The 24961-nt window shown below is 68.8% G+C and carries 22 protein-coding genes and 5 pseudogenes; 16 read left to right on the forward strand and 11 right to left on the reverse strand.

The features are described 5' to 3' along the window. Window positions 1-68 precede the first annotated feature (68 nt). The 4 genes from ACZ58N_RS27410 (at window position 69) to ACZ58N_RS27425 (ending at window position 4123) form a co-directional block, all read left to right on the forward strand. Window positions 69-1022: an ABC transporter ATP-binding protein gene (locus ACZ58N_RS27410; RefSeq protein ID WP_471164959.1), complete on the forward strand. Its 954-nt coding sequence runs from the start codon at window positions 69-71 to the stop codon at window positions 1020-1022. Then, window positions 1019-2569, forward strand: a complete 1551-nt coding sequence (locus ACZ58N_RS27415) for an ABC transporter permease subunit (protein ID WP_471164962.1) — start codon at window positions 1019-1021, stop codon at window positions 2567-2569. Before ACZ58N_RS27410 ends, ACZ58N_RS27415 begins: the two co-directional genes overlap by 4 nt. Next, on the forward strand, window positions 2566-3342 hold the full coding sequence (locus tag ACZ58N_RS27420; RefSeq protein WP_471164963.1) for an ABC transporter permease: 777 nt from the start codon (window positions 2566-2568) through the stop codon (window positions 3340-3342). The genes ACZ58N_RS27415 and ACZ58N_RS27420 overlap by 4 nt, the downstream gene beginning before the upstream one ends. A gap of 169 nt (window positions 3343-3511) precedes the next feature. Continuing rightward, window positions 3512-4123 (forward strand): SMI1/KNR4 family protein, encoded by a 612-nt coding sequence (locus ACZ58N_RS27425; protein WP_471164965.1) that lies wholly within the window; start codon window positions 3512-3514, stop codon window positions 4121-4123. Between the two features lie 1242 nt (window positions 4124-5365). Here ACZ58N_RS27425 and ACZ58N_RS27430 read toward each other — a convergent pair. Continuing rightward, complete coding sequence (locus tag ACZ58N_RS27430) at window positions 5366-5611, reverse strand: hypothetical protein (RefSeq protein ID WP_471164967.1); 246 nt, start codon at window positions 5609-5611, stop codon at window positions 5366-5368. Window positions 5612-6178: 567 nt separating this feature from the next. Between ACZ58N_RS27430 and ACZ58N_RS27435 the strand changes: the two genes are divergently transcribed. The 3 genes from ACZ58N_RS27435 (at window position 6179) to ACZ58N_RS27445 (ending at window position 7688) form a co-directional block, all read left to right on the forward strand. Further along, window positions 6179-6538 (forward strand): hypothetical protein, encoded by a 360-nt coding sequence (locus ACZ58N_RS27435; protein ID WP_471164970.1) that lies wholly within the window; start codon window positions 6179-6181, stop codon window positions 6536-6538. A 14-nt stretch (window positions 6539-6552) separates the two neighbouring features. Beyond that, complete coding sequence (locus tag ACZ58N_RS27440) at window positions 6553-6732, forward strand: hypothetical protein (RefSeq protein ID WP_471164973.1); 180 nt, start codon at window positions 6553-6555, stop codon at window positions 6730-6732. Between the two features lie 512 nt (window positions 6733-7244). After that, on the forward strand, window positions 7245-7688 hold the full coding sequence (locus tag ACZ58N_RS27445; protein WP_471164974.1) for an integrase core domain-containing protein: 444 nt from the start codon (window positions 7245-7247) through the stop codon (window positions 7686-7688). 36 nt (window positions 7689-7724) lie between these two features. On the opposite strand, the pseudogene ACZ58N_RS27450 reads toward ACZ58N_RS27445, so the two are convergent. The 3 genes and pseudogenes from ACZ58N_RS27450 to ACZ58N_RS27460 all read right to left on the reverse strand — a co-directional run. Further along, window positions 7725-7952 (reverse strand): annotated as a pseudogene (locus tag ACZ58N_RS27450) (hypothetical protein); the annotation flags it as partial. Between the two features lie 208 nt (window positions 7953-8160). Next, a pseudogene (locus tag ACZ58N_RS27455) lies at window positions 8161-8334 on the reverse strand (three-helix bundle dimerization domain-containing protein); the annotation flags it as partial. Between the two features lie 156 nt (window positions 8335-8490). Next, window positions 8491-9075: a DUF5994 family protein gene (locus ACZ58N_RS27460; RefSeq protein WP_471164977.1), complete on the reverse strand. Its 585-nt coding sequence runs from the start codon at window positions 9073-9075 to the stop codon at window positions 8491-8493. 329 nt (window positions 9076-9404) lie between these two features. Here ACZ58N_RS27460 and ACZ58N_RS27465 point away from each other — a divergent pair. After that, window positions 9405-10494 (forward strand): annotated as a pseudogene (locus ACZ58N_RS27465) (alcohol dehydrogenase catalytic domain-containing protein). A gap of 141 nt (window positions 10495-10635) precedes the next feature. On the opposite strand, the gene ACZ58N_RS27470 reads toward ACZ58N_RS27465, so the two are convergent. Both ACZ58N_RS27470 and ACZ58N_RS27475 read right to left on the reverse strand, forming a co-directional pair. Continuing rightward, window positions 10636-11493, reverse strand: coding sequence for a slipin family protein (locus ACZ58N_RS27470; protein WP_471164979.1), 858 nt, complete (start codon window positions 11491-11493; stop codon window positions 10636-10638). A 106-nt stretch (window positions 11494-11599) separates the two neighbouring features. Then, window positions 11600-12223, reverse strand: coding sequence for a CBS domain-containing protein (locus ACZ58N_RS27475; RefSeq protein ID WP_471164982.1), 624 nt, complete (start codon window positions 12221-12223; stop codon window positions 11600-11602). A 169-nt stretch (window positions 12224-12392) separates the two neighbouring features. Here ACZ58N_RS27475 and ACZ58N_RS27480 point away from each other — a divergent pair, with 169 nt between their 5' ends. Next, the gene (locus tag ACZ58N_RS27480) at window positions 12393-12773 is read left to right on the forward strand and encodes a universal stress protein (protein ID WP_471164985.1); all 381 of its coding nucleotides are present in this window, start codon (window positions 12393-12395) and stop codon (window positions 12771-12773) included. 123 nt (window positions 12774-12896) lie between these two features. Further along, a pseudogene (locus tag ACZ58N_RS27485) lies at window positions 12897-12965 on the forward strand (class I SAM-dependent methyltransferase); the annotation flags it as partial. A 10-nt stretch (window positions 12966-12975) separates the two neighbouring features. Here ACZ58N_RS27485 and ACZ58N_RS27490 read toward each other — a convergent pair. Beyond that, window positions 12976-13119 carry a hypothetical protein gene (locus tag ACZ58N_RS27490; protein ID WP_471164987.1) on the reverse strand — a complete coding sequence of 48 codons (144 nt, stop codon included), beginning with the start codon at window positions 13117-13119 and terminating at the stop codon, window positions 12976-12978. Between the two features lie 324 nt (window positions 13120-13443). On the opposite strand from ACZ58N_RS27490, the gene ACZ58N_RS27495 reads away from it, so the two are divergent. After that, the gene (locus ACZ58N_RS27495; RefSeq protein ID WP_471164988.1) at window positions 13444-15162 is read left to right on the forward strand and encodes a GAF domain-containing sensor histidine kinase; all 1719 of its coding nucleotides are present in this window, start codon (window positions 13444-13446) and stop codon (window positions 15160-15162) included. 9 nt (window positions 15163-15171) lie between these two features. Here the strand turns inward: ACZ58N_RS27495 and ACZ58N_RS27500 are convergent, their stop codons facing one another. The 3 genes from ACZ58N_RS27500 to ACZ58N_RS27510 all read right to left on the reverse strand — a co-directional run bounded on the left by ACZ58N_RS27500 (window position 15172) and on the right by ACZ58N_RS27510 (window position 18870). Further along, window positions 15172-15861: a response regulator gene (locus tag ACZ58N_RS27500; RefSeq protein ID WP_471164991.1), complete on the reverse strand. Its 690-nt coding sequence runs from the start codon at window positions 15859-15861 to the stop codon at window positions 15172-15174. A gap of 44 nt (window positions 15862-15905) precedes the next feature. Next, window positions 15906-16391 (reverse strand): Crp/Fnr family transcriptional regulator, encoded by a 486-nt coding sequence (locus ACZ58N_RS27505; protein ID WP_471164994.1) that lies wholly within the window; start codon window positions 16389-16391, stop codon window positions 15906-15908. Window positions 16392-16509: 118 nt separating this feature from the next. Then, on the reverse strand, window positions 16510-18870 hold the full coding sequence (locus tag ACZ58N_RS27510) for a phosphoketolase family protein (protein ID WP_471164997.1): 2361 nt from the start codon (window positions 18868-18870) through the stop codon (window positions 16510-16512). Between the two features lie 489 nt (window positions 18871-19359). Between ACZ58N_RS27510 and ACZ58N_RS27515 the strand changes: the two genes are divergently transcribed. From ACZ58N_RS27515 to ACZ58N_RS27535, 5 genes and pseudogenes are all read left to right on the forward strand, one after another. Next, window positions 19360-20040, forward strand: coding sequence for a helix-turn-helix domain-containing protein (locus tag ACZ58N_RS27515; RefSeq protein WP_471164999.1), 681 nt, complete (start codon window positions 19360-19362; stop codon window positions 20038-20040). A gap of 333 nt (window positions 20041-20373) precedes the next feature. Continuing rightward, window positions 20374-22722 (forward strand): annotated as a pseudogene (locus ACZ58N_RS27520) (glycoside hydrolase family 65 protein). Window positions 22723-22884: 162 nt separating this feature from the next. After that, entirely contained in the window at window positions 22885-23205 is a 321-nt protein-coding gene (locus ACZ58N_RS27525; RefSeq protein WP_471165000.1) for a flavodoxin domain-containing protein, read from the forward strand. Further along, window positions 23157-23390 carry a hypothetical protein gene (locus ACZ58N_RS27530; RefSeq protein ID WP_471165188.1) on the forward strand — a complete coding sequence of 78 codons (234 nt, stop codon included), beginning with the start codon at window positions 23157-23159 and terminating at the stop codon, window positions 23388-23390. The genes ACZ58N_RS27525 and ACZ58N_RS27530 overlap by 49 nt, the downstream gene beginning before the upstream one ends. A 37-nt stretch (window positions 23391-23427) precedes the next feature. After that, window positions 23428-24015 carry an Rv1733c family protein gene (locus ACZ58N_RS27535; protein WP_471165002.1) on the forward strand — a complete coding sequence of 196 codons (588 nt, stop codon included), beginning with the start codon at window positions 23428-23430 and terminating at the stop codon, window positions 24013-24015. A 138-nt stretch (window positions 24016-24153) separates the two neighbouring features. Here the strand turns inward: ACZ58N_RS27535 and ACZ58N_RS27540 are convergent, their stop codons facing one another. Beyond that, window positions 24154-24690: a universal stress protein gene (locus tag ACZ58N_RS27540; RefSeq protein WP_471165004.1), complete on the reverse strand. Its 537-nt coding sequence runs from the start codon at window positions 24688-24690 to the stop codon at window positions 24154-24156. Between the last annotated feature and the right edge of the window lie 271 nt (window positions 24691-24961).

Consider the following 24961-nt stretch of genomic DNA (forward strand, 5'->3'; position numbering starts at 1 on the left):
CGAGCACCCGGACACTTCGCTCCCGGTCGTGATGACCCCTACCCCGTCATCTCCCTAGCCTGGCTTCCATGGAGAAGACGATCGATGGGTCGCAAGCGGTGATCGAGGTCAGGGACCTCCACAAGCGGTTCGGTGGCATCCAGGCCTTGGACGGAATGTCGTTCTCCGTCAGGCCGGGGATGATCACCGGCTTCGTCGGTCCGAACGGGGCCGGCAAGTCCACGACGATGCGCGTCATTCTCGGTCTGGACCAACCGGATCGGGGGAGCGCGCTGGTCGGCGGGCGCCCCTACCGGACGCTGCGCACTCCCCTCAAGCACGTCGGAGCGCTGCTCGACGCGGCTGCCGTACAGCCGAGCCGCCCGGCCCGCCAGCACCTTCTGTGGCTGGCCCACTCGCAGGGACTCGGCACCACCGCGGTGGACGAGGCGATCCGCAGGGTCGGCCTCCAGGACGTGGCCGCCCGCAGGGCGGGCGGCTTCTCCCTGGGGATGCGGCAGCGACTGGGCATCGCCGCCGCGCTGCTCGGCGACCCGCCGATGCTGATGCTGGACGAGCCGTTCAACGGCCTGGACCCCGAGGGCTTCATGTGGATGCGGGGCTTCCTGGCGTCGCTGGCTCAGCAGGGCCGAGCCGTGTTGGTCTCCAGTCACCTGATGAGCGAACTCCAGGACTCGGCCGATCACGTGATCGTCGTGGGCCGGGGAAAGGTCGTGGCCGACATGAGCGTGCGGGACCTGCTCGCCTCGGTTTCCGAAGGCCGCGTCACGCTACGGACGTCGGCCCCTACGCAGGCGATGGAGGTGCTCGCGAGGGCCGGTGCGACGGTGAGCTCCACCGGCGGCGACACGATCGGCGTCACCGACCTGCCGGCCGAGCACATCGTGTCCGTGCTCGGCGCGAACGGGGTGCCCTTCTCCGAAGTGTCCTCCCACCAAGCATCCCTGGAAGAGGCGTACATGGAACTCACCCGCGACTCGGTGCAATACCGCGGGACCGTCACCGGGGAGGCCGGACGATGACCACGACGCTCTCGTCCCCACCCGCCGACCGCCGGACGGAACGCGGCGGCTTCGGGCGCGTACTGCACGCGGAGTGGACCAAGTTCCGTACGGTGCGAGGCTGGGTGTTCAGCACCATCGGCGCGCTCGTGGTCACCTGCCTGGTCGGTCTGCTCGCGACGGCCCAGAGCAACGACGGCGGCCTCAACGCGGCGAAACTGCCCGTCGGACCCGCCGGCGAGGCGGTCAACGACGCCTTCCACTTCATGCACCAACCCCTGACCGGCGACGGCGCCATCACGGTGTCGGTGTCCTCACTGACCGGCCTGGTCGCCACGTCACCCACGCAGAACAGGCCCGGCCTCGCACCCTGGGCCAAGGCCGGGATCATCGTCAAGGACTCCCTCGAACCAGGGTCCTCGTACGCCTCGATGATGGTCACCGGCGAGCACGGCGTGCGGATGCAGTACGACTACACGCACGACACGGCGGGACTGCCCGGCGCGGTGTCCAAGGACGCGCCGCGCTGGCTCAGGCTCGAACGCTCCGGCGACACCCTGACCGGCTCACAGTCGACGGACGGCCGTGACTGGGAGGAGGTGGGCACCGCCCGCCTCTCCGGACTCTCGCGATCGCCGCAGGTCGGACTGTTCGTGACCTCACCGTCGGCCACGGAGGAGACCGGCACGGGAACGGGGTTCGTCCCGGCCGTCGCCACCGGCACGTTCAGCGCCCCCACCCTGAGCGGCGGCTGGAGCGGCAACGCCTGGCAAAACCGTCAGGTCGGCGACGGAGCGGGTACGAGCGGCAGCTACAGCGAGTCCACACAAGGCGAAGTCGTTCCGTCCGGCATGGGCTACGCCATCACCGGCGCCGGCGACATCGCGCCGATGGTCGGCGGGCCTGCCGCCGGCGGCGTACGCATCCTCTCGAACTTCCTCGTCGGCGCGTTCGCAGGACTGATCATGATGGTCGTCGTGGCCGCGGGCTACATGACCGTCGAATACCGGCGGGGACTGATCGGCGTCACTTTCGCGGCCAGTCCCCGCAGGGGCCGCGTGCTGGTGGCGAAAGCCCTCGTGGTGGGCAGCGCCGCCTTCCTCGCCGGAACGGTATCCGCCGCCATCATGCTGCCCCTCGGCGCGGCACGGTCCACCGCAAACGGCTTCCCCGTCCTGACCGTGCCGGCACCGACCGAACTACGGGTCATCGTGGGAACAGGCCTGCTGCTCGCCACCGCCGGAATCCTCGCCCTGGCGGTCGGCGCGATCCTACGACGCAGCGCGGTGACCATCACCGTGGTGGTCGTCAGCATGGTGCTGCCCTACCTGCTCGCCACCGCGTCCGTCCTGCCCCCCGCGGCCTCGAACTGGCTCCTGAAGGTCACACCGGCCGCCGGGTTCGCCATCCAGCAGACCGTCACCCACTACGACCAGGTCGTCACCGTCTACTCGCCGGCGCACGGCTACTTCCCGCTCGCGCCCTGGGAGGGCTACGCCGTCCTGTGCGCCTACGCGGCCGTAGCCCTCGCCTGCGCCCTGGTGCTCATCCGCAGGAGGGACGCATGAGGTACGCGGGACGCGCGGAGTGGACGAAACTGAGGACGGACCCCGGCAACGCCTGGCTGCTGCTCGCCGTCGTCATTCTGACGGTGGCGGTCGGCGCGGCAGTGACCATGACCTCGCGGTGCGACGCCCCGGGGTGCGCGGAGGACCCCACGAAGCTGAGTCTCACCGGTGTCATGGTCGGCCAGGTCGTCGTCGCGATCATCGCGGTGCTCATGGTCGGCAACGAGTACGCCACGGGCATGATGCAGACGACGATCGCCGCGGTCCCCCGCAGACTCACCGTCCTCGCCTCGAAGGCGACCGTCCTCAGCGCGGCGATCCTGGTGACGGGTGCGCTTGCCGTCCTCGCCTCCCTGCTGCTCGCCGGCACGGTGCAGCCCAGCCGCGGCTTCACCGAGGCACACGGGTACCAGGCGATGTCACCGACCGACCCGGATACGCTGCGCGCCGCCGCGGGATCCGTCCTCTACCTCGTCGACATCGGACTCCTCAGCCTCGGCGTGGCACTGATCGTGCGGAACTCGGCGACAGCGATCGGGATCGTCCTGGGACTGCTCTTCTTCTTCCCGATCCTCACCCAGGTCGTCACGGACCCGCAGTGGCAGCGGCTCCTCCAACAGATCGCCCCCATGACCGCCGGCCTCTCCGTCCAGACGACGATCGGAATCGACCGCCTTCCGATCGGCCCCTGGGAGGGCCTGGGAGTGGTAACCCTGTGGGCCACAGGCGCGCTGACCATCGGCGGCACGCTACTCCGCACGCGAGACGCATAATCACATCCGACCAGCGCATCATCCCGCCATAATGCGCACAGCCGGGGACGGACGAGATCGAATTCGGGCGGCCCGGGGGGATCACGGGGATGGGCTCCTCTGGAACGCCGATCGGGCTCACGTGGGGGCGAGCCGCGAATGTCAGCGGCATCCGGCAGCATGCCATTCCATGACCGCACACGTGAATGAATCCTGGACGCGTATCGAGAAATGGCTGGCCCGGCACGCCCCGGCGTCCCACGCCGAGCTGGCGCCGCCCGCGGATCCGGTGGAGATCGCCGCGACCGAACGCATCATCGGCGCGCCGCTCCTGAGGCCTTTGGTGGCATCGCTGCTGCGGCACAACGGCTTGATCGGTGAACGGTTCACTCTGCTTCCGGGGCACTACGAGCCGCTGAGCGCGCGCGAGATAGCGGAAACCTGGCAGAACCTCACCCCTTACCACGACCAGAACATGACGGACGAGGAGAGAGAGGACGCGGACGAGCACTTCCTGACGTCCGGATACAGTTCCCTCCTCTACGGACATCCGGACCTGATCCCCATCGCCCGAAACAACGGCGGGCAGCTTCTCGTATTGGACCACCGTCGATGGAGCGACCGTGGCCGCGTCCACGAAGCCGAGCCGGTGGAAGGTGTCGGCCATGTGGCGCATGATGCGTGGAAGTCATTCCCGGCACTTCTGGAGGGGGTGGCCGACGCTCTCGAAACGGGCCGCTCTCTCAACGGCTACACGACCGCCGTGAACGACGAGCACCGATTGTGCTGGGACTTCCGGTGAGGCCGGCCCGAAAGAAGTTCAGTAGCACCGGATGCTCGCGACGCCTCCGTGGAGGGGATGCTTCTGCCGACCCTTGTGGCCGCCCGCCCGCGCAGGTCCCACTCCCGGCTGCGGCAGTGTCGCAGCCCGTCGGCAGCGGTGGTGCGGGGTTGGCCGGCGAGTTCGCTTGCCGGGTGGCCGCGTTCTCGATGAGCCTGCGCAATTCGAGGAGCGTTCAGTGCCCAACGCTCGGCGCGTGGTGGCCGGGGAATTCGGCCAGGCCGCGGCTGTGACCTGCTGAGGCTGGGCCGACCCGGACGCGCAGTCCGCAGCACTCCGCCCGATGGTGCAGATCGTGCAGGTGCAGGAAGCCCCTCACGGTTCATCAGGTTCACACCAGGCAGGTCCAGCATGATGATCTGTTCGAAGGCGTTGTCCCGCTCCAGGACCCGGCCCTGGCTTCCCCTGACAGTAGGCGCCGCCTCGATACCTCATGATCGGAGTTCGTTTTCGCCTCTGGTGGTGGCTGCGGCCGAGGCCCCTCTTCATGATCTCGCCGGGCATGTGGCGCTCTCATGAGCGGGCGTGGAGTCGGATGGCGACCACCGAACACCCCGAACCATTGTCGCGATCAACGGAGTTGGTAGTTTCGGGATCACGGGGAGAATCGTCTGGGTGACCAGGCTTCTGGGTGGGGGCGCGCTGCTGTTCGTGGTGCTGGCTCTGTGGGCGCTCTTGTTCCACGTCGGTGTGTCTGTGTATCGGCCGGACGTGGCCGTGCTTGGGGCGGTGGCCCTGGCGCTGGCCGCCGGGTGGGTGTGGTCGGCCTCCCGGCCGATCCCGGTCACGCTCAAGCGTCGCCGAGCGGGACTACTCGGGGCGAGCGGGGAGATATCTGGCCGTACGCGGGGAAACCCTTGGCCACGAAATGCGCGGTATATGACCGCCTACGGGGAGCTTGCCACGACCGCCGTCACCTCCCCAGGAGTTCCGACCACCCTTGCAGGTGATCGTGCGCACCGCATCCGGCCCATATCCGCCAGGTTGGAGCCGGTGGAAGAGTGAAGGACGTAACGACGCCGGTTCCTCGCGTACTCCTCTCCATCACGCTCGTCGGACCCACGTCATCTGGCAGTGCTGACGCGTCCCGTCTTTGTCAGGGCTGCTACCGTCCTCCCCGGCATCACCCGGATCAGACTGCCCTCAGCTTCATCGTCCTGCTGCGACAGGATCAGTGGCGAAGGTCTCTCACCCTCGCTCGAATCACAGCGCCTCACGGCGCAAGTCGTCGTCCTTCCAGTGCGGGTACAGCTCCCGCTCGTACCCGTCGCGGACTTCCTCGGCGACGCGGAGGTAGCCGATCCCGTCGAGGAGACTCGCCTCGTCCGCGTGGGCGGGAGCGGCGGGTGCGAGGAAGGCGAAGGAGAGGGCGAGCGCGGCGGCGGGCAGGCCCCGCCAAAGGTGTTGATCATGCGCTGGTGATAGCCGCTCACCGGGGGTCGAGGACACCCCCGTGGAAGGATCCTCACTCCGTCGGGGGCACCTGTTCACCGGAGAAACGGCCCTGCAAGGTCCGCCCGGGGGTCAGGCCTTGATCTCGTCGAGGAGCATGCGCAGGGTGAGGCTGTGCTTTTCGGGGGCAGGCGTTCAGTGCGGCGGTGGCGTAGGTGATGCCGCCGGTTCGGTCGCCGGAGCGGGCCGGCATGAGGCCGCGGTGGAGTTCGAGGTGGGTGGCGAAGCGGGGCAGGGTCGTGGGGAGTTCGGCGAGTGCCTGGTCGTTGGGGGTGCGGTACTCCTCGGCAGGGCTCGGCTGCGGGTGATGAGGGCGCGGTGGGCCTCCGTGGTGTCGATGTCGACTGCGGCGTGGATGACGGTTTCATCCGGCTGGTGTTCGCCGGCCGGCATGGCGAGAATTCGATCCCATTGCCGGGGTGAAGCGGTGAAGGCGGTCATGCTCAACGTTTCCTCAAATCCATTCCATTGCGATGTGACCGGTGAGTAGGTTCTTCTTGATCGAAGACGTCGGGCCTGACCAGTCTGGTGTTGAAAAGTTAATTGAATTGGGGAAGTTCAATAATGAAGAACATGCTTCACGGTGTCCTGTCGGTGGCTCTCGTCGGCGGACTCGTCATGGCGGGAGGGGCCGGCGTGGCGCACGCCGATTCGACCCCGCGTCCCGTGGTCGAGTCGGCCATGGTGAACCCGCTCGAAGAGGCCCGCTCGCTCTGCATCATGTCCAAGAGCAAGCGGGACTGCGAGTACCTGATGACTAACGCCAAGATGAACGAAATGGTGAAGAGCTGCCTGATCAAGGGTGCCATCGGCGGGGCCGGTGCGCTGATCGTCGGTCGCTTCGTCAGTAAGGACGTCGCGAAGGACATAGTTTCCAAGACCGTGGTCGCCGGTGCCACCGGCTGCCTCGCAGCACTCGCCTAGGGCAGGGAAGAATCATGGCCAAGATCGTTTTCACTGTTTTCTGGCTCGCCGTCCTCGTCCTCGTCAACCGGCTCCTCCACGACACGGCCTGGGCGCAATACCTGGCCACGTTCCTTCTGGGAGGTCTCTATGCTCTGGCTCTGAGCAAGGTGGAGATTCTCCGTACGAGGCCGCGGCCGGAGGGCTCGAAGTGACGTACTTTCTTGGCCTGTCTCTACTGTTAGGCAAAAGCTGCGACCATTCGCCGTGAGGAATTAAGCCTGAATGCGGCGGTGAATCAGTGCCGGTGGTGCCCCGTTCGGGGACCGCCGGCACTGCCGGTCAGGCGGTCGGGTTTGCGAGCGTCTGCCGGCTTCGCGAGTCGAGCGGGCGGATGAACGCCCCACGCGTCAGGGGGATCAACACGGCCACCCGCGATGCCGTGTTGACGGCTTGCCCGGATTCAGCAGCTGACCCAGCTGAGCCCGGCCAGGTAGATCGGATTGGCGGCAGAAGCGCGGACCTCCCGGTACCGGGTCGAACCCTTGGGGCCCACTCCCGCCGAGTGCGCATACACGCCGGACATCCGCTGGGCCGACAGCCGCGGACACCTGCCGTCCGCCTTGTCATCCGTCACGTCGGCCCACGCCCACGTCTTGTTGTCACAGTATGGGCTTGCTTCGCTTTGACGGACATCATCCTTCCTTGCCCAAGCCCCTGATCTCTGATGTCCGTCAAAGCGAAGCAAGCCCACAAGATCGTGGGCTGGTCCATCGCCGACCACATGCGCACCGGCTTGGTGGCCGACGCACTTCGGATGGCCGGCTCGACCCGCGGCAGCCTTCATGGCTCCGTGTTCCACTCGGACCACGGAGCCCAGTACGGTTGCCAGGCCTACGCCGAGCTCTGCGACCAGCTCGGCGTGACCCGTTCCATGGGCGCGGTCGGCACCAGCGCCGACAACGCCGCCCGCGAAAGCTTCCACGCTTCCCTGAAACGCGAAACCCTCCGAGGAGACCCCGACTACGGCGATGCCGATACCTGTCGCCGGACCGTCTTCGCCTGGCTGACCCGCTACAACACCCGCCGCCGGCACTCCGCCATCGGCCACCTCAGCCCGGACGCATACGAACGCCGACACCACGCCGCCAGACTCACCCTCGCCGCGTGATCAATAACCGCGTGCCCACCTTCTTGGGGGAAGGCCCACATCGTGTTCGTGGCGAGTGGTGTCACGGCGGACGATCTCGTATCCGCCGTTATGAAGGACGGCGACGGAGGCGAACCAGACGGGGTCGTCCTGGTCGGGCTGGATGACGACGAAAGTGTTGTCCGTGTCGTTCAGGTCGCTGATCAGCATGAACAGGGCGTCCTCGGACGGGTCGTCGACGTGGTCGCCGTTCTCGCTGTCGGCGCGGTGGTACTCGGCGGCCACAGGCCCTCCCCGTCGCGACGGCCCGGTGCTGCTTGAGGCGGCTGATCCCGCACTCAACCGCGTGACGCGCCAGGCTGCGCGGGTGATGGCTTCCCAGGTTGGTGGAGCGCGCGCCACATGCTCCACACCTGCCCCGGCTCTCCTTCTCCAGCCCCCAACCGGGGTCAGAATCCGGGCCTCGTGAATTCGTCGGGGGCAGCAGATCCTTGGCCCTGCGCTCCACCAGGACAGCCAGGTAGGTACGGACGCGCGCGTACCTGAACTCTTCGTAGGCGGTCTGTACGGAGCTTCGCACCAGGTCGGAGTCCAGGCACGGGTGCGCGTTCATCAGCCGTTCGGCGACATACCGGACGATGAGGTGATTTTCTGAGTCCGCTGTCATGCACCTTGGCCTTCGGTGGCAGTGTTTTTGTCCATTTTCATGGTATTTGCGTCCAGTCCGTAAGCCGATCTTGCGCCGTACTTCGTGGTGGTCGGCATTGCCATCGGCTGGTGTCCGCGCGTGCAGCGTGTTCCGAGGAGAGGGTGTCCTCGGCGTTCACCACCAGGCGCCGGCGGACAAGGGTCCAACTCGCTGCCTGCCAGGCAGCCCGATGGGAGACCTGCACGCCCCGCCGTCGTTCTCCCAGGCGTCTTCCCGGTTCCGAAGTTCGGGCCTGCCGCCGATGACGGCTTCGGCCGCGATCAGCGTGCGGGCTGTGAGGACGCTGCCGGGGACTGCTGCGGCTGCCATCAGGCGGGCCGCGGCCGCGGGTGCTGTCTCCGGTGGTACGACGAGGAGGTCCCAGCGGCCGACGGTGTAGGAGAGCAGGATGACCTTGTCTGGGTCCTGTTCGGTGAACCAACCCACGTGCATGGTGTGCCCGACGGCGGGCACCTTGGGGGGAATGACGGGCCAGCGGGTGGGGTTCACGGTGACGCGCGTGATGCGTCCCCAGGGCTCGTCCAGCGCGGCGGCGAGCGCCGGAAGTTCAGCCTTGAGGTCGCGGGAGCGGGGCCACCAGGCCCCGTCCAGTTGGCCGGAGAGCACGCTTGTCGGCGTGAGCGACAGTCGCGCCGGGCGAGCGACCTGGCCGGGAGGCACACGTGTAGCGCGTTCCAGGGGGATGGCCGTGATGGTCATGGTGGGGACCTGTCCCCGGGCCTGCAGTTCGACGACCCGGCGTATTGATCGCCGGAAACGACACCTGCGTTGCATTCGATGTGCGAAATGCTTCCGGTGACTCCAGTCTACGCTGAAGGAGAGATCAACATCATGTGTGACCAGGTATTTCTGGCGTCGCCGCGACGACGGCCAACTCCTGTTTCTGCGCGAGCGTGAAGTCGGCCCCGACGGGACCGACCGACTGCCTATCGGCCCCCGGTAGGGGACCGTCCGGCCCTGTGGGCCTGCCCGGTGGAGGGGACAGCATGAAGTGATCCCCGCCGTGGTGACCAGAGTGAGGTGGCGCCATGAAGGCACTCGTGTTCCAGGGTTCTGGGCGTACCGAATGGCAGGACGTGCCGGATCCCGTGATCAAGGATCCCGCCGACGTGATAGTTCGCGTGGATGTGACGACCATTTGTGGTACTGACCTGCACATCGTCAAGGGTGACCTGCCCGAAGTGGCGCCAGGCCGGGTGCTCGGCCACGAGGCCATGGGCACCGTGGTGGAGAGCGGGGGGTGATGCCCGTTCGGTCCGGCCCGGTGACCGGGTGTTGGTCTCATGCATCTCCGCGTGCGGCCGGTGCCGGTTCTGCCGCGAGCGCCGCTACGGCCAGTGTCTGGGGGGCGGCGGCTGGGTTCTCGGGCACACCATCGACGGCACACAGGCCGACTACGTCCGTGTGCCGTTCGCCGACCTCTCCGTGTACCCGTTGCCGAGTAGGGTCGACAGCGCTGACGCCGTCCTGCTGGCGGACATCTTCCCCACCGCTTACGAAGTGGGGTGCTGAACGGCAACGTGCGGCCCGGGGGCACCGTCGTCGTGGTCGGCGCCGGCCCGATCGGCCTCGCGGGCCATCGCCACGGCCCGGCTCCACTCGCCAGCCCGAGTCATCGCCGTGGACTTGGAGCCGACCCGACTGGCGAAGGCCCGCGAAATGGGTGCGGACGCGATCGTGCGTGCCGCCGAGGAGCCGGAACGACTCGTGGGTGACCTGACCGACGGCCTCGGCGCGGACGTCGTCATGGAGGCGGTCGGCTTGCCGGAGGCCTTCGAGATGTGCATGCGCATGGTCCGCCCAGGCGGCCGGGTCGCGAACATCGGCGTCCATGGCGGGCCCGCGACCCTGCACCTGGAAGACCTGTGGACCAAGGACATCACCCTCACCACCGGACTGGTGGACACCTCCTCCACTTCGATGCTCCTGCGCATGCTGGCGGCAGGCAGACTGCCGACATCGTCGCTGATCACCCATCATTTCGAGCTGCGCCAGATGCAAGAGGCCCACGAGGTGTTCTCCCACGCGGGGGAGACGGGCGCACTGAAGGTCGTGCTGGGCGATTCCTGGCACGACGACCTGGTGGTGTCGAACCCGTCGCGAACCCAGAGAAAGTGAGAGACCCCAGGCCGATTCGGGCCGACTGCCACTCCGTGGACCGGTGGTACGCAGCCAACTCGGACGGCGGGCGGGTGCCCACGACATCGCTGGGTACCCGCCCGCCGTCCTGCGCACCCCGCCGGGTGGCGCGCCGTGAGGTCATACGTTCTTGACCGCTCCGTTCGGGAGGGGGCGGCCGGGGATCGAAACGCTGATTTCGGCCGTGGGCGGTGCAGGGTTCGCCGCTGCCGCGGATTCGCGGGCGAGGAATGCGCCGAGTTCGCCGATCGTGCTCATGAGCGGTGCGGGGAAGACCACGGTGGTGTTCTTGTCGACACCGATCTCCACGAGGCTCTGCAGGTTGCGCAGTTGCAGGGCGAGGGGGTGGGCCATCATGGTGTCGGAGGCGTCACCGAGCGCTGCGGCGGCCATCGATTCGCCCTCCGCGTTGATGATCTTGGCCCTCTTCTCCCGCTCGGCCTCGGCCTGGCGGGCCATCGCGCGCTTCATGCTGTCGGGCAGCTGGATGTCCTTGAGCTCGACCAGGGTGACTTCGACGCCCCATTCGGCGGTGGTGACATCGAGGATCTCGCGGATGCCGATGTTGATGCGGTCGGTCTCCGACAGGGTCTCGTCGAGGGTGTGTTGGCCCACGACCTTGCGCAGTGTGGTCTGGGCAATCTGGTTGATGGCCGCACCGACGTTCTCGATGGCGATGACCGATTTCACGGCGTCGACGACGCGGAAGTAGGCGACCGCGGAGACGTCGACGCTCACGTTGTCCCGGGTGATGATCCCCTGGGACTGGATGGGCATGGTGACGATGCGCAAGGACACCCGGTGCAGGACGTCCGCGAAGGGAACGATGACCCGCAGGCCCGGCGCTCGCGTCCCGATTTGCCGGCCGAACCTGAACAGCACACCCCGCTCGTACTGCTTGACGACCTTGACGGCCATGGCGAGCAGCAGAAGGGCGAGAACTGCGAGGACGACCAGGACAACGATCAGAACGGTCATGGTGGTGCTCCTCCCGGAGAGGACGGAACTTTGAGGGGCGAGCTGGGCCCGCGGAGCAGGGGCCGAACGGTCCACATTTCCGAGGTTTTCCGCCGGGCGCGCTTCGTTACCGAGGGACGATGTTGGTGCTGCGGTCCGGTGGGGTGGGGCGGGAATCGTCGAACCGGGCGGTGAGCCGGTCGGTCACAGCGACGACTCCGTCCAACTGCTCGGCGAGCCGCAGGACGATGGGAATGTGACTGTTCCGTGCCAGCTGCCCGTCCAAGGTGACGGTTCCGTCCACGACGCGCACGTCCACCGCGTCGGCGTCGAGCCCCATGGTCTCCGCGAGTACGTCCTCGATCAGGCGCCTGCGTATCTCGTGGTCCGGGCGCAGGAACACACGGAGCAGGTCCCGTCGGGTCACGATGCCGACCAGCCGATCCTCCTCGTCGACGACAGGGAGCCTCTCCACACCACGACGGGTCATGAGCCGGGCGGCCTCCGTGACGGTCTGCTCCGCAGGGACGGTGACAGCCGGGGCAGACATGATTTGCTGGGCGGTGAGGTCGCCGCGGATGAGGAGATCGGTCCGGGAGACGATCCCGATGACGCGGTCGTCCTCGTTCACGACGGGTACGCCGCTGATGTCGTGTTCGACGAGCAGCGACGCCACTGCCGCGGACGGGGTCCTCCCGAAGACCGAGACGACCTCGTCGGTCATCAGGAAGCCGACTCGGGAGTGTTTCATGGGCGGTCCTCCTGACGGTATCGGCCGGCGGCGTTCCTGGTGGAGCGCCCTCACCAGCCACCATCCGCTCTGCCCCGCCCGCGGCGCGAGTGCCGAACGGTCCTGAGCCAGGACTGACCGGTACCCGGTGGAATCACGCCGTCGACGCTGTTCGACGAAGGAGGAAGCCATGGAAGGCACCACCCCACGCCGACCGGACCTCGGGCCGGTCGTGGTCGGCCTAGATGGATCTCCCACCGCACGGACGGCCGCACTCTGGGCTGCCACCGAGGCCGCCCGAGGCAACTGGACCCTGCACATCCTCTACGCGGCCGACACCGCCGACCGGCTCTTCTGCCTCTCCGCGGAGACCATCGAACGCGTTCACGCGGCGGGTCGTGACCTGTTGGAGGCCACGGCCGCTGCGGTCTCGCAACGATTTCCGGGGCTTCACGTCAGCACGGAGTGCAGTGGCCGGGGCTCTGCCTCAGCCCTGCACCGGGCGTCGAAGCACGGCACGGCGGCGGTCGGTCACCGCGGGTGTCGCTCATGCCGGGATCAGTCGGCCTGAGGGTCGCGGCAGGCGCCATGATCCCCGTCATCCTGGTGTGGGGCGAGGACCGACTTGGCGGAGATCGAAGGCCAGCCGGCGCGCCGCTGGGGTCGGTGATCCTGAGGGGCAGGCCGGAATCCGGATCTTGCCACCGTCTGGCTGCTTGAAGGGCTGCTCTACTACCTGCCGCCGGAGCGGTGCGACGCGCTTCTCGGCGCCATCAGCGGGGCTTCCGCTCCAGGGGTCCGCCGTAGCCCTGGACGTCGCCTACGCCTCCTTCTTCGAGGTAGCGGAGACCCGTGCCCACCTCGACTTCCTCGCTGCTCGCGACTCCCCCTGCCTGACGGGCATCGCCGACGTCCATGGCTGGCTCGGAGGCTTCGGTAGGAAGACCAGCGCCTTCCAGTGCGAACAGCTGGACCCGTGCGACCTGATCCCCACGCCCCGGCCCGCCTCCTGGCACGCCGGGACGTCTGGCTTGCCGTCGGCACCCGCTGACCCCCACCGGCCCCGAGGGAGGAGCGGGCCGGTCAGCAGTGTCTTTCGGCGAGTTGGGGGCGCGGTCGCTGACCTGTTGGCGTAGCGCCGCGCCGTCGGCTGGTCCTGAAAGCGACTGGCCGGCCGGCGGCAGGACTACGCTGAGGATCGGGAGGGTGAGCGAGGCCCCTCGACGGCGCCGGAGGTGTACATGGTCGGGGATGACAGCGAGACAGCGGACAGTCGGATTCCGCAGCTGAGGCCGGACGTACTCCAGGCGCAGGTCACCGACGCGAGAGTTACCCGTGATCGGCTGAGCGGGCTGCTTGAGGCTGTCATGTCAGTTGGGCAGGAATTGGACCTGGCCCAAGTGCTGCGCGGGATCGTGGAGGCAGCGGTCGTCCTCGTGGACGCGGAGTACGGGGCGCTGGGCGTGGTGGGGGACGACAAGAGACTTGCCGCCTTCATTCCGGTGGGCGTCACCGACCGGCTGCGGGCACGCATCGGAGACCTTCCCGCCGGTCACGGACTGCTGGGAGAGCTGATCCGACACCCATGGCCGTTGCGCCTGGGGGACCTCTCGGAGCACGCGGCCTCTGCGGGTTTCCCCGACCATCACCCGCCGATGCGCTCCTTCCTCGGTGTACCGATCCGGGTCCGGGACGAGGTGTTCGGCAATCTCTACTTGACCGAGAAGCGCGGCGGAACGGACTTCGACGCTGAGGACGAGAGGGTCTTGTCCACCCTCGCGGTTGCCGCCGGCGTCGCCATCGACAACGCCCGCCGGTACGAGGAGGTCCGACTCCGGGAACGTTGGCTGACTGCCAGTTCCGACTTCACGAGCGCGCTGTTGTCGGGCTCCTCCGAGATCGAGGTTCTGGAGAGCATGCTGGAGCGGGCCCGGGACATCATCTCGGCGGAGATGTGCGTCTTCTACCAGGTGGGAGCAGGAGGTGAGCTGCACGGGTCGCTGGCCCTGGGAGACGGTGCTGAAGCGCACCGGGGGATCGTCCTACCCGGCGGTGAGGGGCTCCTGGGCGGGCTTGTCGCGGCTCGGGACGGATTGATCACCTTCGCGGACGTTGCCACCGATGTCAGGGTCGCGGCGCAATCGGAGGGCTGGACGGGCTTCGGGCCGGGCGTGGCGGTCACGGTCGGCGCCAGGCCGAAGCTGCGGGGGGTACTGATGTTGGCGCGGCGGACGGGGCGGCCATCGTTTGCCACGGCTGAGGTCGCGCCCCTGCCCGGCTTCGCCGGGCAGGCCGCCCTGGCGCTTGAGCTGGCCGACCGGCGCCGGGACACCGAGCAGGTCAGCCTGCTCGCGGATCGTGACCGGATTGCCCGTGATCTGCATGACCTCGCGATTCAGCGGCTTTTCGCGACGGGGATGACGCTGCAGAGCGCCCAACGTTTTGTGGAGCATCCCGAGGCGTCCGAGCGGCTTGGCCGGTCGATCGACGATCTGGATGAGACGATTAAGATCATCCGTTCGACGATCTTCGGACTCCGCGACCATGGGGCGGCGGCGGGCCGGCCCCCCAGACTCCGGGTCCGTGTGGTGCGGGCTGTGGGTGAGGCGGCGGAGGTGCTCGGCTTCGCTCCAGCCCTGCGCATGGAGGGGCTGATTGACACCGATGTGCCGTTGCCGGTCGCTGAGGACGTGGTGGCCGTCCTGGTCGAGGCCCTCACGAATATTGCCCGGCACGCACGTGCGGCTCGGGCGGAAGTTTCCATCGTTGTGGCGGATGGTGTGCTCGATCTTACGGTGAGTGATGATGGTGTGGGGGTCGCTGATGGTGGCCGTCGCAGTGGGCTGCGCAATCTGACGGAGCGGGCCGGGGCCCGTGGGGGCGCGTTGTCCGTCACGTCGCCCCCGGACGGCAGCGGAACCCGCCTGAACTGGCGTATCCCGCTGACCCCTCCCGGCTGAGGCCGGACGTCAGCGGCGGGTTTCGTCGTGCTCGCGCACCTCGGCGGCGATGACCGCCGCCTGGACGCGCCGCTCGACCCCGAGCTTGGCGAGCAGCCGTGAGATGTGGTTCTTGACCGTCTTTTCCGAGAGGAAGAGCCGTTTGCCGATCTGTCGGTTGGTGAGGCCTTCGCCGACGAGCTCCAGTACGGCGCGCTCGCGCTCGGAGAGGGCCGTCAATCGCTGGTCCTCGGGCGGCTTACCGGAGGCGGGGTCCCTCAGTGAGCGCATCAGGCGCGCGGTCGTCGCCGGGTCGAGCATCGACTGTCCGGTCGCGACTGTCCGGATGGCGGCGACCAGGTCCGAGCCCCTGATCTGCTTCAGGACGTAACCGGCTGCGCCGGCCATGATCGCGTCGAGCAGTGCGTCCTCGTCGTCGAAGGACGTCAGCATGAGACAGGCGATCTCCGGCATGCGGGAGCGCAGCTCGCGGCAGACGGTGATGCCGTCGCTGTCGGGCAGCCGTACGTCGAGCACCGCGACATCCGGCTTCAGGGCCGGCCCCCGGGCCAGGGCTTGTGCGGCCGTGGCTGCTTCGCCGACCACTTCGATGTCTGGCTCGGCGTCCAGGAGGTCGTGGAGCCCCCGGCGGACGACCTCGTGGTCGTCGAGGAGGAACACCCTGGTGGGGGCCGGGGTGGCAGCTGGTGCATTGGACATCCGCGCCACACCCTCGGGTCGGGATACGTCTGGGCTCAATTGTCTCAGATGCTGCTTCCGCTGCCGTGGGGCGCGTACAGGTCGAGGAGGCGGATTTGGGCGGATATGAGCCGGTGGGCGAGCACCTGACCCACCCACTGCCACATCTCGGAGGCGAGTGCGGGGTCGGAGTCCATCAGCATGCGCACGGCGGCGGCGTCGAACTCGTCGGTGCGTACCGGTGTCATGGCCTCGGCGCCGAAGTGCCAGGTATAGGGGCGGAACAGCCAGGACCAGCCGACGAGCTCGCCGGGGCCGACTGTCTCGACGACCGCGGCCTGCCTGCCGGGCACGTGCACGTCCATGCCGACGCTGCCCGACCGGATGACCCAGAAATGGCCGGTGTGCCCACCCTGGTTGAACAGGCGTGCACCGGCGGGGAAGTTCTTCTCGTGGGCCAAAGCCAGCAGGCTGCCGCGGTGCTCCGGGGACACGGCGCGGGTGAAGCGGTCGGGGGAGGACGTGAGCCGGTGGAGGGAGGAGGTGCTCATGGCGGTTCTCCGTTCGGGGGTACGCCTCCACCCTCCGCCGGTGGCGGCCGGCCCGGGAAGGGCCGTTCGGTACCCTCGTCGGCCCGGACGGCCCACCCCTCTCACCCCGAGCGGGCGCTCAGTAGGGCCAGGACCAGTCGGCGACCTCCGGCAGGTCGGTTCCGTGGAGGCGGATCCAATCGTGATGGCGGATCCGCTGGTCGGACATGCTCTGGCGCAAGCCCGCCGCCCGCCCGGCGAGGCCGGGGATGCGGTCGATGACGTCCATGACGAGCCGGTAGCGGTCGAGGTCGTTGCGGACGACCATGTCGAAGGGAGTGGTGGTCGTACCGGACTCCTTGTAGCCGCGGACGTGCAGGTTCGGATGGCCCGTCCGGCGATAGGCGAGGCGGTGGATCAGCCACGGATAGCCGTGGTAGGCGAAGACGACGGGCCTGTCGGTGGTGAAGAGCGCGTCGTACTCCGTGTCGGTCATCCCGTGCGGATGCTCCTCCCGCGGCATCAGGCGGGCGATGTCGACGACGTTGACCACGCGCACGGTCAGCTCCGGTAGGTGCCGGCGCAGCAGGGTGGTGGCGGCGAGCACCTCCAGGGTCGGCACGTCTCCGGCGCAGGCCAGAACGACGTCGACCTCCTGGGCCCCGTCGTCCGTTCCGGCCCACTCCCAGATTCCGGCGCCGCGTGCGACGTGTGTGCGTGCTTCGTCCATGGACAGCCAGTCGTGGCAGGGCTGCTTGCCGGCGACGATCACGTTGACCTGGTCGCGGCTGCGCAGGGCGTGATCGGCCACGGCGAGGAGGGTGTTGGCGTCCGGCGGCAGGTAGACGCGTACGACATCCGGGCTCTTGTTGAGGACGTGGTCGACGAAGCCGGGGTCCTGGTGGGAGAAGCCGTTGCTGTCCTGGCGCCAGACGTGCGAGGTGAGTAGGTAGTTGAGGGAGGCGATGGGCGCGCGCCGGCTCAGCTCGCGCGCGCTCTTGAGCCATTTGATGTGCTGGCCGACCATCGAGTCGACGATGTGGGCGAAGGCCTCGTACGTGGAGAACAGGCCGTGGCGGCCGGTCAGGAGGTACCCCTCCAGCCAGCCCTGGCAGACGTGCTCGGAGAGGATCTCCATGACCCGGCCGTCCGGGGACAGGTTCCGGTCGGTGGGTTCCGTCAGGTCCTGCCAGGCCTTTCCCGTCGCGTCGTACAGGTCGTCGAGGTGGTTGCTCGCGGTCTCGTCCGGTCCGAAGACCCGGAAGTCCCGCCGTCCGGCCGTATCCCTCATGACCTGCGCGAGGTAGCGTCCCAGGACGCGGGTCGGCTCGTGCAGGGTGCTGCCGGGCTTCTCCACGGGGACGGCGTGCGCGTCGAGGCCGGGCAGGGGGAGCGAGCGCAGCAGCCCGCCGCCGTTGGCGTACGGACTCGCGCCCAGTCGCCGCCCACCCTCCGGAACGCACGCCAGCACGGAGGACACCGGACGGCCATCGGCCTCGAAGAGGTCCTCCGGCCGGTAGGAACGCATCCAATCCTCCAGCTGGCGCAGGTGTGCGGGGTCCTCGCGGACCTCGGCGAGCGGCACTTGGTGCGCGCGCCAGGTGCCCTCGACCGGCAGGCTGTCGACGGTCGCCGGCCCCGTCCAGCCCTTGGGGGTCCGCAGAACGATCATCGGCCACCGCGCGCGCTCATTGCCGGGATCCGCACCTGCGGCCCGCGCTTCCGCCTGGATGGTGTGGATGCGGTCGAGGGCCTGGTCAAGGGCCCTGGCCATGGCCGGGTGGACGAGGGCGGGGTCGCTGCCGGAAACGTAGAGGGGGGCGTGCCCGTAGCCACGCAGCAGCGCGTCGAGTTCCGCCTCGGGTATGCGCGACAGCACGGTCGGGTTGGCGATCTTGTAGCCGTTGAGGTGCAGGACCGGCAGGACGGCGCCGTCGTGGACCGGGTCCAGGAACTTGTTGGAGTGCCAGGAAGCGGCCAGCGGCCCCGTCTCCGCCTCGCCGTCACCGATGACGCAGGCCACCAGCAGTCCGGGATGATCGAAGGCGGCCCCGTACGCGTGGGCGAGCGAGTAGCCGAGCTCCCCGCCCTCGTGGATGGAACCCGGTGTCCCCGGCGCGACGTGACTCGGGACGCCACCAGGGAAGGAGAACTGGCGGAACAGCTTGCGCATCCCGTCCGCGTCGCGGCCGATGTCCGGGTAGGTCTCGCTGTACGTGCCCTCCAGCCAGGAGTTGGCGAGCACGGCGGCCCCGCCGTGGCCGGGCCCCCAGACGCACAGCGCCTCCAGCGAACGCTCCTTGATCACCCGGTTGAGGTGGGTGTGGACGAAGTTCAGGCCGGGTGCGGTACCCCAATGCCCGAGCAGCCTGGGCTTGATGTGTTCCGGCCCTAGCGGCTCCGTGAGCAGCGGGTTGTCCAGGAGGTAGATCTGGCCGACGGCCAGGTAGTTCGCGGCGCGCCAGTGCGCGTCAAGCTCCGCGATTCGGTACGTGGTCATGAGTACTCCTTCGGACCGCGGGCCGGGGTATGCGTCGGCTTGGCCGATGCCTGACACGCTGCTCTCGTGGGGCCGGGGCGGGAAGGGCAGGATCGGCCCCCTGCGAGGGCCGGACGGCCCCTTCTGCGTCATCGCCGCACGGCTGGGGGCCGGCTTAGACGGTGCGCAAGGCCGCCAGGCGGCCTTTCCAACAGGCGAAGGCCGACCCTGACCTTGTCGAGCAGGAGCTCAGACCCATACGGAACTGACCCGTGCCATCCACGCGATGACCATCGAAATCCACCGCTGGCTGGTATCCGAAACGGATCAGGGGAGTTGACTGCTCGAACCGTGAGGGCGTCCGAGGTCCGCACTGCGCGGAAGTGGGCCGGGCGGGCCCAGGTAGGGGGCCGACCGGCACTGGCCACGTGCCGGCAGCGGGTACAGCCTGGGGTGGACGCCCACGGGACCCTCCTGTACCGGCTTCGACATGGCAAGGGTGTGACGATCATGGGAAAGACCGCAGCAGATCCGTCCCCGATCAAGGTTCCCGCTGCCCGCGGCGACCTCGGACGGCGCGTGACCGCCCGCCGCGAAGAATTGGGCATCACACGCGAAGAACTCGCGCAGCGCGTCGGGGCGGCCGCGTCGTACATCACCTATGTGGAGGAGCGGGAGTCGGCGCCCAGCATGGGCATGCTCGTATGTCTCGCGGACGGCCTCGGCACCACCGTCTCCGAGCTGACCGGGAGAACGACCGACAGTCCGCCCGGCATGGGGACCGCCATGCGTGATTCCGAGCTGACGGTGCTGGGTGAGGCGGAGTGCCACTGCCTGCTCTCCACCCACGGCATCGGCCGGGTCGGGTTTTCCGGCCTGGAGGGACTCGCCGTCTTTCCCGTCAACTACGTCGTCCTGGGAGACGAGATCGCGTTCCGGACAGCAGCCAACTCCCGGCTAGCCGACGCAACCGGGACCGAGGTCGCCTTCGAGGTGGACCACATCGACGACGCGATGCGAGAAGGCTGGAGCGTCATGGTCGTCGGCGAGTTGTCCGGCGTCACGGACGGGGCGCGCGTCAGCCACCTGTTTTCGATCTCCCGCTCGCTTCCCTGGGCCGGCGGCCCCCGCACGCACTGGATGTCCATCACCCCCACCCGGATCAGCGGCCGCCGCGCGCGATCCGGGTGAGCGCGCTACGTGCCGTCGTGTTCGACACCGACGGCGTACTGCTCGACTCGGCACGGCTGCACGCCGCAGCCTGGAAGACCGCCTTCGACAGCTGTCTGGACGCCTGGACCGCGTCCGGGAAGGGGCGGCAGCCGCCTTTCGGCGCGGATCGTGAGTACCGCCAGTGGGTCGACGGCAAGCCCCGGCTGGACGGAGCGGCCGCCTTCCTGGACGCGCGAGGTATCGACCTGCCGGCCGGTGGCCCCGGCAACGCCCCGGGTACCGACACGGTCTGGGCGGTCGCGGCGCGCAAGGAGAAGGAGTTCGTACGCCTTCTGGACGACGTGACCGTCGATGCCTTCACCGACGTCGCTCCGGCGCTCGCGGTTCGCCACGCGCGGCGCCGCCCCCGAGACCCCGGCGGGCTCCGTCCACTACCCCGCCACCTACGCCGCCGGCTGCTACAACCGGCTCACCTCCCACGTGGCCGGACAGCAGGTCGACAACGAAGACATGGTCAACCTGCCCAACTGGACGGTGCTGCGCTACCGCTGCATCGCCGACGACGGCTTTCCCCGCGACTGGCTGACGCCCGACGACCCCGGCATGCTGCACCACAAGGTGGTGCTCGACCTGCGCCGCGGGACGCTCACCCGGCACATGCTCTTCGAGGACGGCCGAGGCCGCCGCCTCGGCGTCACCCACCTGCGCATCGTGCACATGGGGGACCCGTTCCTCGCAGCCCGGCGGACCACCTTCCGCGCGTACGGCTGGAGCGGCAACGTCGAAGTGGAATCAGGGCTCGACGCAGCGGTCACCAACGCGGGAGTGGATCGCTACAGCGGGCTCGACGGCCACCACCTGACCGATCACCGGACGGGCTTCGCACCGCACGGCCTCGCCTGGATCGCCTGCCGAACGACTTCCTCCCGCATCGACATCGCCCTCGCCGCCAGGACGGTCACCCGACCCGGCACACCCGTCGCGACGAGCCGCACTGCGACCGGAACGGTCCGGACGTTCACGTTGCCCGTGACGCCCAGGCGATCTGCGACGGTAGTGAAGACCGTGGCCCTGTACACCTCCCTCGGCAGGCCCGCCGGAGACCTCCTGGAGCGTGCCATCGAACACGCCTCCGGAGCAGCCGGGTTCCCGGCACTGCTCACGACGCAGCACTCGGCATGGGAACGGCTCTGGGAAGAAGGCGAACTGAGCGTGGCTGGGGAGAAGGGCCGGATCCTGCGCCTCCACCTCTTCCACGTGCTCCAGACGCTCTCCCCGCACACCGCCGAGCTGGACGTGGGTGTCCCCGCACGGGGTCTGCACGGCGAGGCGTACCGGGGCCACGTCTTCTGGGACGAACTCTTCGTCCTGCCCTACATCACCCTGCACTTCCCCGAAGTGGCGCGGGCCCTGCTCATGTACCGTCACCGACGTCTGCCGGCTGCCCGCACCGCAGCCCGGCAAGCCGGGCAAAGTGGGGCCATGTTCCCCTGGCAGAGCGGAAGTTCAGGCCAAGAGGACAGCCCGGCCCTGCACCTCAATCCCTGCTCCGGCCGCTGGCTGCCCGACCACTCCCACCTGCAGCACCATGTCGGCTCCGCCATCGCCCTGAACGTCTGCCGGTACGGCCGGGCCACCGGGGATACCGGCTTCAGGCACGGCCCCGGCGCCGAACTTCTGCTGGAGATCGCCGCCTTCTGGGCCGACGCCGCCGTCTACGATCCGGAGCGAAAGCGGTACCACATCCGCGGTGTGCTGGGCCCGGACGAGTACCACGACGCCTATCCCGACGCCACGAGCCCCGGAATCGACGACAACGCCTACACCAATGTCATGGCCGCCTTTGTCATCCAGCAGGGACTCGAACTGCTCGCCGAGCTGCCCCCCCCGCACACCGGACGGAGCTGACTGACCGGCGGCCTCGGCCTGGACCGCGCCGCGCTGGAGCACTGGGACGAGGTGTCCCGCCGCCTGTACGTCCCGTTCCACCGAGGCGTCATCAGCCAGTTCGAGGGATACGAAGACCTGGCCGAGCTGGACTGGAAGGCCTACCGAGCCTGCTACCGCGACGTCCGCAGGCTCGACCGGATCCTCGAATCCGAAGGGGACACGGCCAACCGTTACCAGGCATCGAAACAGGCCGACGTGGTCATGCTCGGCTACCTCTTCCGGCCCGCCGAGCTGTACGGGCTCTTCGGCCGGCTCGGCTACCGGCTCGACGACGCGACATGGCGGGCCACCGTCGCCTACTACTTGCCGCGCACCAGCCACGAATCCACACTCAGCAGCCTGGTGCACGGCTGGGTACTGGCCCGCCTGGAGGAGCCCGACGCCCGGAAATACTGCGAGGAGGCACTCCTCGGCGATGTGACCGACATCCAGGGCGGAACCACCGGCGAAGGCATCCACCTGGGCGCCATGGCCGGAACCCTGGACCTTGCGGAACGCGGCGTCACGGGCCTGGAGACCGGCCCGGCAGGCATGTACGTCGAACCCGTCCCCCTGGGGCAGATCGAGCCCGTCTCCTTCACGCTCTGCCACCGCGGACACCACGGCGTCCGCCTCCGGCGGTTCCCTGGCAGGCTCGGTATCACCGTGCCGGAATCCCTGGCGGGCTCCGTCAACCTCGTGCTGCCCGGGGAACAGGCCGTCGTGGCGGAGGCGGGAGACGAGCACTGGTTCCGTCCCCCCTCGGATTGATCTCCCACCTACGTCCCCAGGGCCGGACCGACCCGGGAAGGCCGGACGGCCCCGACCGACCCCCAGTGGTCCCTACGGGCTGCACGGTTTTCGAGCGGACAGTGGAAGGCACCCGGCCCGCACCACGTACGGGGCTCGCAGGAACGACCGAAGGAGGAACGCATGAAAACGAAACGGGTTCTGGTCGCCTACGGAAGCAAGTACGGTGCGACTGCCGGGATCGCTGAGCGGATCGGAACGTCGCTGCGCGAGGACGGGATCGACGCGGTCGCGGGTCCGGCCGGCGAGGGCACGGACATCCGTGGCCACGACGCCGTGTTGCTCGGCGGCTTCCTCCATGCGGGGCGGTGGAACGGGTGTTGCGAGGCGCTGCGCGCCACGCAACACCCGGCAGCTGAAGCACTGCCCCCGTCCGGCTGTTCAGCAGTGGACCGGTGGACTCCTCCGCCGAACAGCACGACAGCCCGCCGGTACGGGCCGTAGCCCGGCAGATGCGACGACTCGGCGCCCGCGACCACATCACTCTCGGCGGCAGCATCACGGCCGGAACACCCGGCCTGCTCGCCCGCGCTCTCGTACGCGAAGGCAAGGGCGGAGACTTCCGTGACCCGGAGCGCGTTCAGGCCTGGGCACATCACATCGGTGCCGAGCTCGCCTCTGCCGACTGACCCGTTCGACGAGAACACTCCCGACCGGAGGCCCGCCATGGTTCACGGAACATCGCCCAATCCGCTGCGCCGGCAGGCTGACCGGACGCGCGCCCGGTGGCTCATCGGCCTCGGCCTGTCGGTTCTCTTCGCCGTTCCCAGCGCGGTGGCGAGCGGGCTGGCTGTGTGGAACGCCGACAGTCGTGCCGCGCGGTCCAAGGCCGAGAGCCTGCACCGGATCACGGCCACGACGGTTGGGGCCGCCGAACACGCACCCGACGCTTGGACCGGCGGCGCCGCCGAGGCCGTCGCGCAGGCCGTCTGGGAGTTCCCCGCAGCCACCCGACGCGCCGGTCTTGTCGAGGTCCCGCCCAGCACTCCCGCAGGCCGGCCCATTGCCATCTGGGTGGACGACGCGGGCGGTACGGTGCGGGGCCCTCGGTCCGAAGTCGAGGGCGCCGTCGCCGCGATAACGGTCGGCGGCACTGCCGCCGCCCTGATCGCACTCACAGCCGCGGCTGTAGTCCACCTGAGACTTCGCACCGTCGAAGCGCACAGCCTGTCCGCCTGGGAACGGGACTGGAAGCGAGTGGAACCCGGCTGGTCCGGTCGGCTGCCCACTGAATCAGGAACGGACGAGGACTGAGGCCCTGGCGGACGGAAGGGCACCCGGCACGGCCTCAGCCGTTGTGCGGAACATTCAAGGTCCTCCACGGAGCGCGGACATGCAGGTATCCGGCAAGGCGGTCGGGCATGACCGACATCGGCCGGCTCTGGCGGGCGGTCAGTCGTGGGCGAGCATGGCTGCCCGCGCGGCCGTGTGGTGGAGGACGGCGCGGGCGACCGGGCCGAGGTGCGTGCCCATGGGCCAACGGCGGATGCGGCGTCCGATGACGACGAGGTCGGCGCCCGTGGTGGCCTGGACGAGCTGCTGTCCCGCTGAACCGATGAAGGTCTTCTCCTCAAGCCGCACGTTCGGGAACTTCAGCCGCCACGGCACGAGCATGTCGTCGAGCATCTGGGCGACGGTGCGGTCGACCTCGCTCGCGACCGAGGGATTGAGGACGGGGGATTGGCCGGAGGCGGAAGGGAGCTTCCAGCCGTGCACCGCCCGCATTGCCCAGTCGCGGCGTTGAGCTTCCTCGAAGGCGAAGGCCAGGACCGTGTCGCAGGCCTGATGGATGTCGACACCCACGACGATTTCGCCGTACGGCGTTGCGCCCGCGTTCTCCCAGTCGTCCACGGCCCGTACGAGGACCACTGGTGTCCGGGTGGCGGTGAGGACGGACAGGCTCACGGAGCCGACGACCAAGCCCACCACACTGCCCAGCCCACGGGAGCCGAGGACCAGGAGTCCTGTGCGCGGACCGTGATAGCGGGAGTCGACATGATGTCCGCGGCCGTACGGGCCGTGCGGGCGAGCACGTCGCTTTCGGAGACGACGCCGCCCACCCGGTCGCCCTCGTCCACGACGGGCAGTCCGGCGTGCGCACCAGCCGTACCAGCCGCCGTCCGCCCCGCCGGCGTCCGTACCGAGGGCCGAACGGTCCTGCTACGCGGGCCGACCGGGTCCGTCCACGCAGGCTCACGCC

The sequence above is a fragment of the Streptomyces sp. NPDC040432 genome (assembly GCF_055595445.1).

Coding starts and splice junctions, on each gene's coding strand:
- ACZ58N_RS27470 (WP_471164979.1), bottom strand. CDS start 11,493: ATGACCGTTCTGATCGTTGTCCTGGTCGTCCTCGCAGTTCTCGCCCTT.
- ACZ58N_RS27535 (WP_471165002.1), top strand. CDS start 23,428: ATGGTTCACGGAACATCGCCCAATCCGCTGCGCCGGCAGGCTGACCGG.
- ACZ58N_RS27425 (WP_471164965.1), top strand. CDS start 3,512: ATGACCGCACACGTGAATGAATCCTGGACGCGTATCGAGAAATGGCTG.
- ACZ58N_RS27525 (WP_471165000.1), top strand. CDS start 22,885: ATGAAAACGAAACGGGTTCTGGTCGCCTACGGAAGCAAGTACGGTGCG.
- ACZ58N_RS27475 (WP_471164982.1), bottom strand. CDS start 12,223: ATGAAACACTCCCGAGTCGGCTTCCTGATGACCGACGAGGTCGTCTCG.
- ACZ58N_RS27515 (WP_471164999.1), top strand. CDS start 19,360: ATGGGAAAGACCGCAGCAGATCCGTCCCCGATCAAGGTTCCCGCTGCC.
- ACZ58N_RS27415 (WP_471164962.1), top strand. CDS start 1,019: ATGACCACGACGCTCTCGTCCCCACCCGCCGACCGCCGGACGGAACGC.
- ACZ58N_RS27490 (WP_471164987.1), bottom strand. CDS start 13,119: ATGGACGTCGGCGATGCCCGTCAGGCAGGGGGAGTCGCGAGCAGCGAG.
- ACZ58N_RS27495 (WP_471164988.1), top strand. CDS start 13,444: ATGGTCGGGGATGACAGCGAGACAGCGGACAGTCGGATTCCGCAGCTG.
- ACZ58N_RS27420 (WP_471164963.1), top strand. CDS start 2,566: ATGAGGTACGCGGGACGCGCGGAGTGGACGAAACTGAGGACGGACCCC.
- ACZ58N_RS27500 (WP_471164991.1), bottom strand. CDS start 15,861: ATGTCCAATGCACCAGCTGCCACCCCGGCCCCCACCAGGGTGTTCCTC.
- ACZ58N_RS27460 (WP_471164977.1), bottom strand. CDS start 9,075: ATGACCATCACGGCCATCCCCCTGGAACGCGCTACACGTGTGCCTCCC.
- ACZ58N_RS27440 (WP_471164973.1), top strand. CDS start 6,553: ATGGCCAAGATCGTTTTCACTGTTTTCTGGCTCGCCGTCCTCGTCCTC.
- ACZ58N_RS27410 (WP_471164959.1), top strand. CDS start 69: ATGGAGAAGACGATCGATGGGTCGCAAGCGGTGATCGAGGTCAGGGAC.
- ACZ58N_RS27505 (WP_471164994.1), bottom strand. CDS start 16,391: ATGAGCACCTCCTCCCTCCACCGGCTCACGTCCTCCCCCGACCGCTTC.
- ACZ58N_RS27510 (WP_471164997.1), bottom strand. CDS start 18,870: ATGACCACGTACCGAATCGCGGAGCTTGACGCGCACTGGCGCGCCGCG.
- ACZ58N_RS27480 (WP_471164985.1), top strand. CDS start 12,393: ATGGAAGGCACCACCCCACGCCGACCGGACCTCGGGCCGGTCGTGGTC.
- ACZ58N_RS27445 (WP_471164974.1), top strand. CDS start 7,245: ATGTCCGTCAAAGCGAAGCAAGCCCACAAGATCGTGGGCTGGTCCATC.
- ACZ58N_RS27435 (WP_471164970.1), top strand. CDS start 6,179: ATGAAGAACATGCTTCACGGTGTCCTGTCGGTGGCTCTCGTCGGCGGA.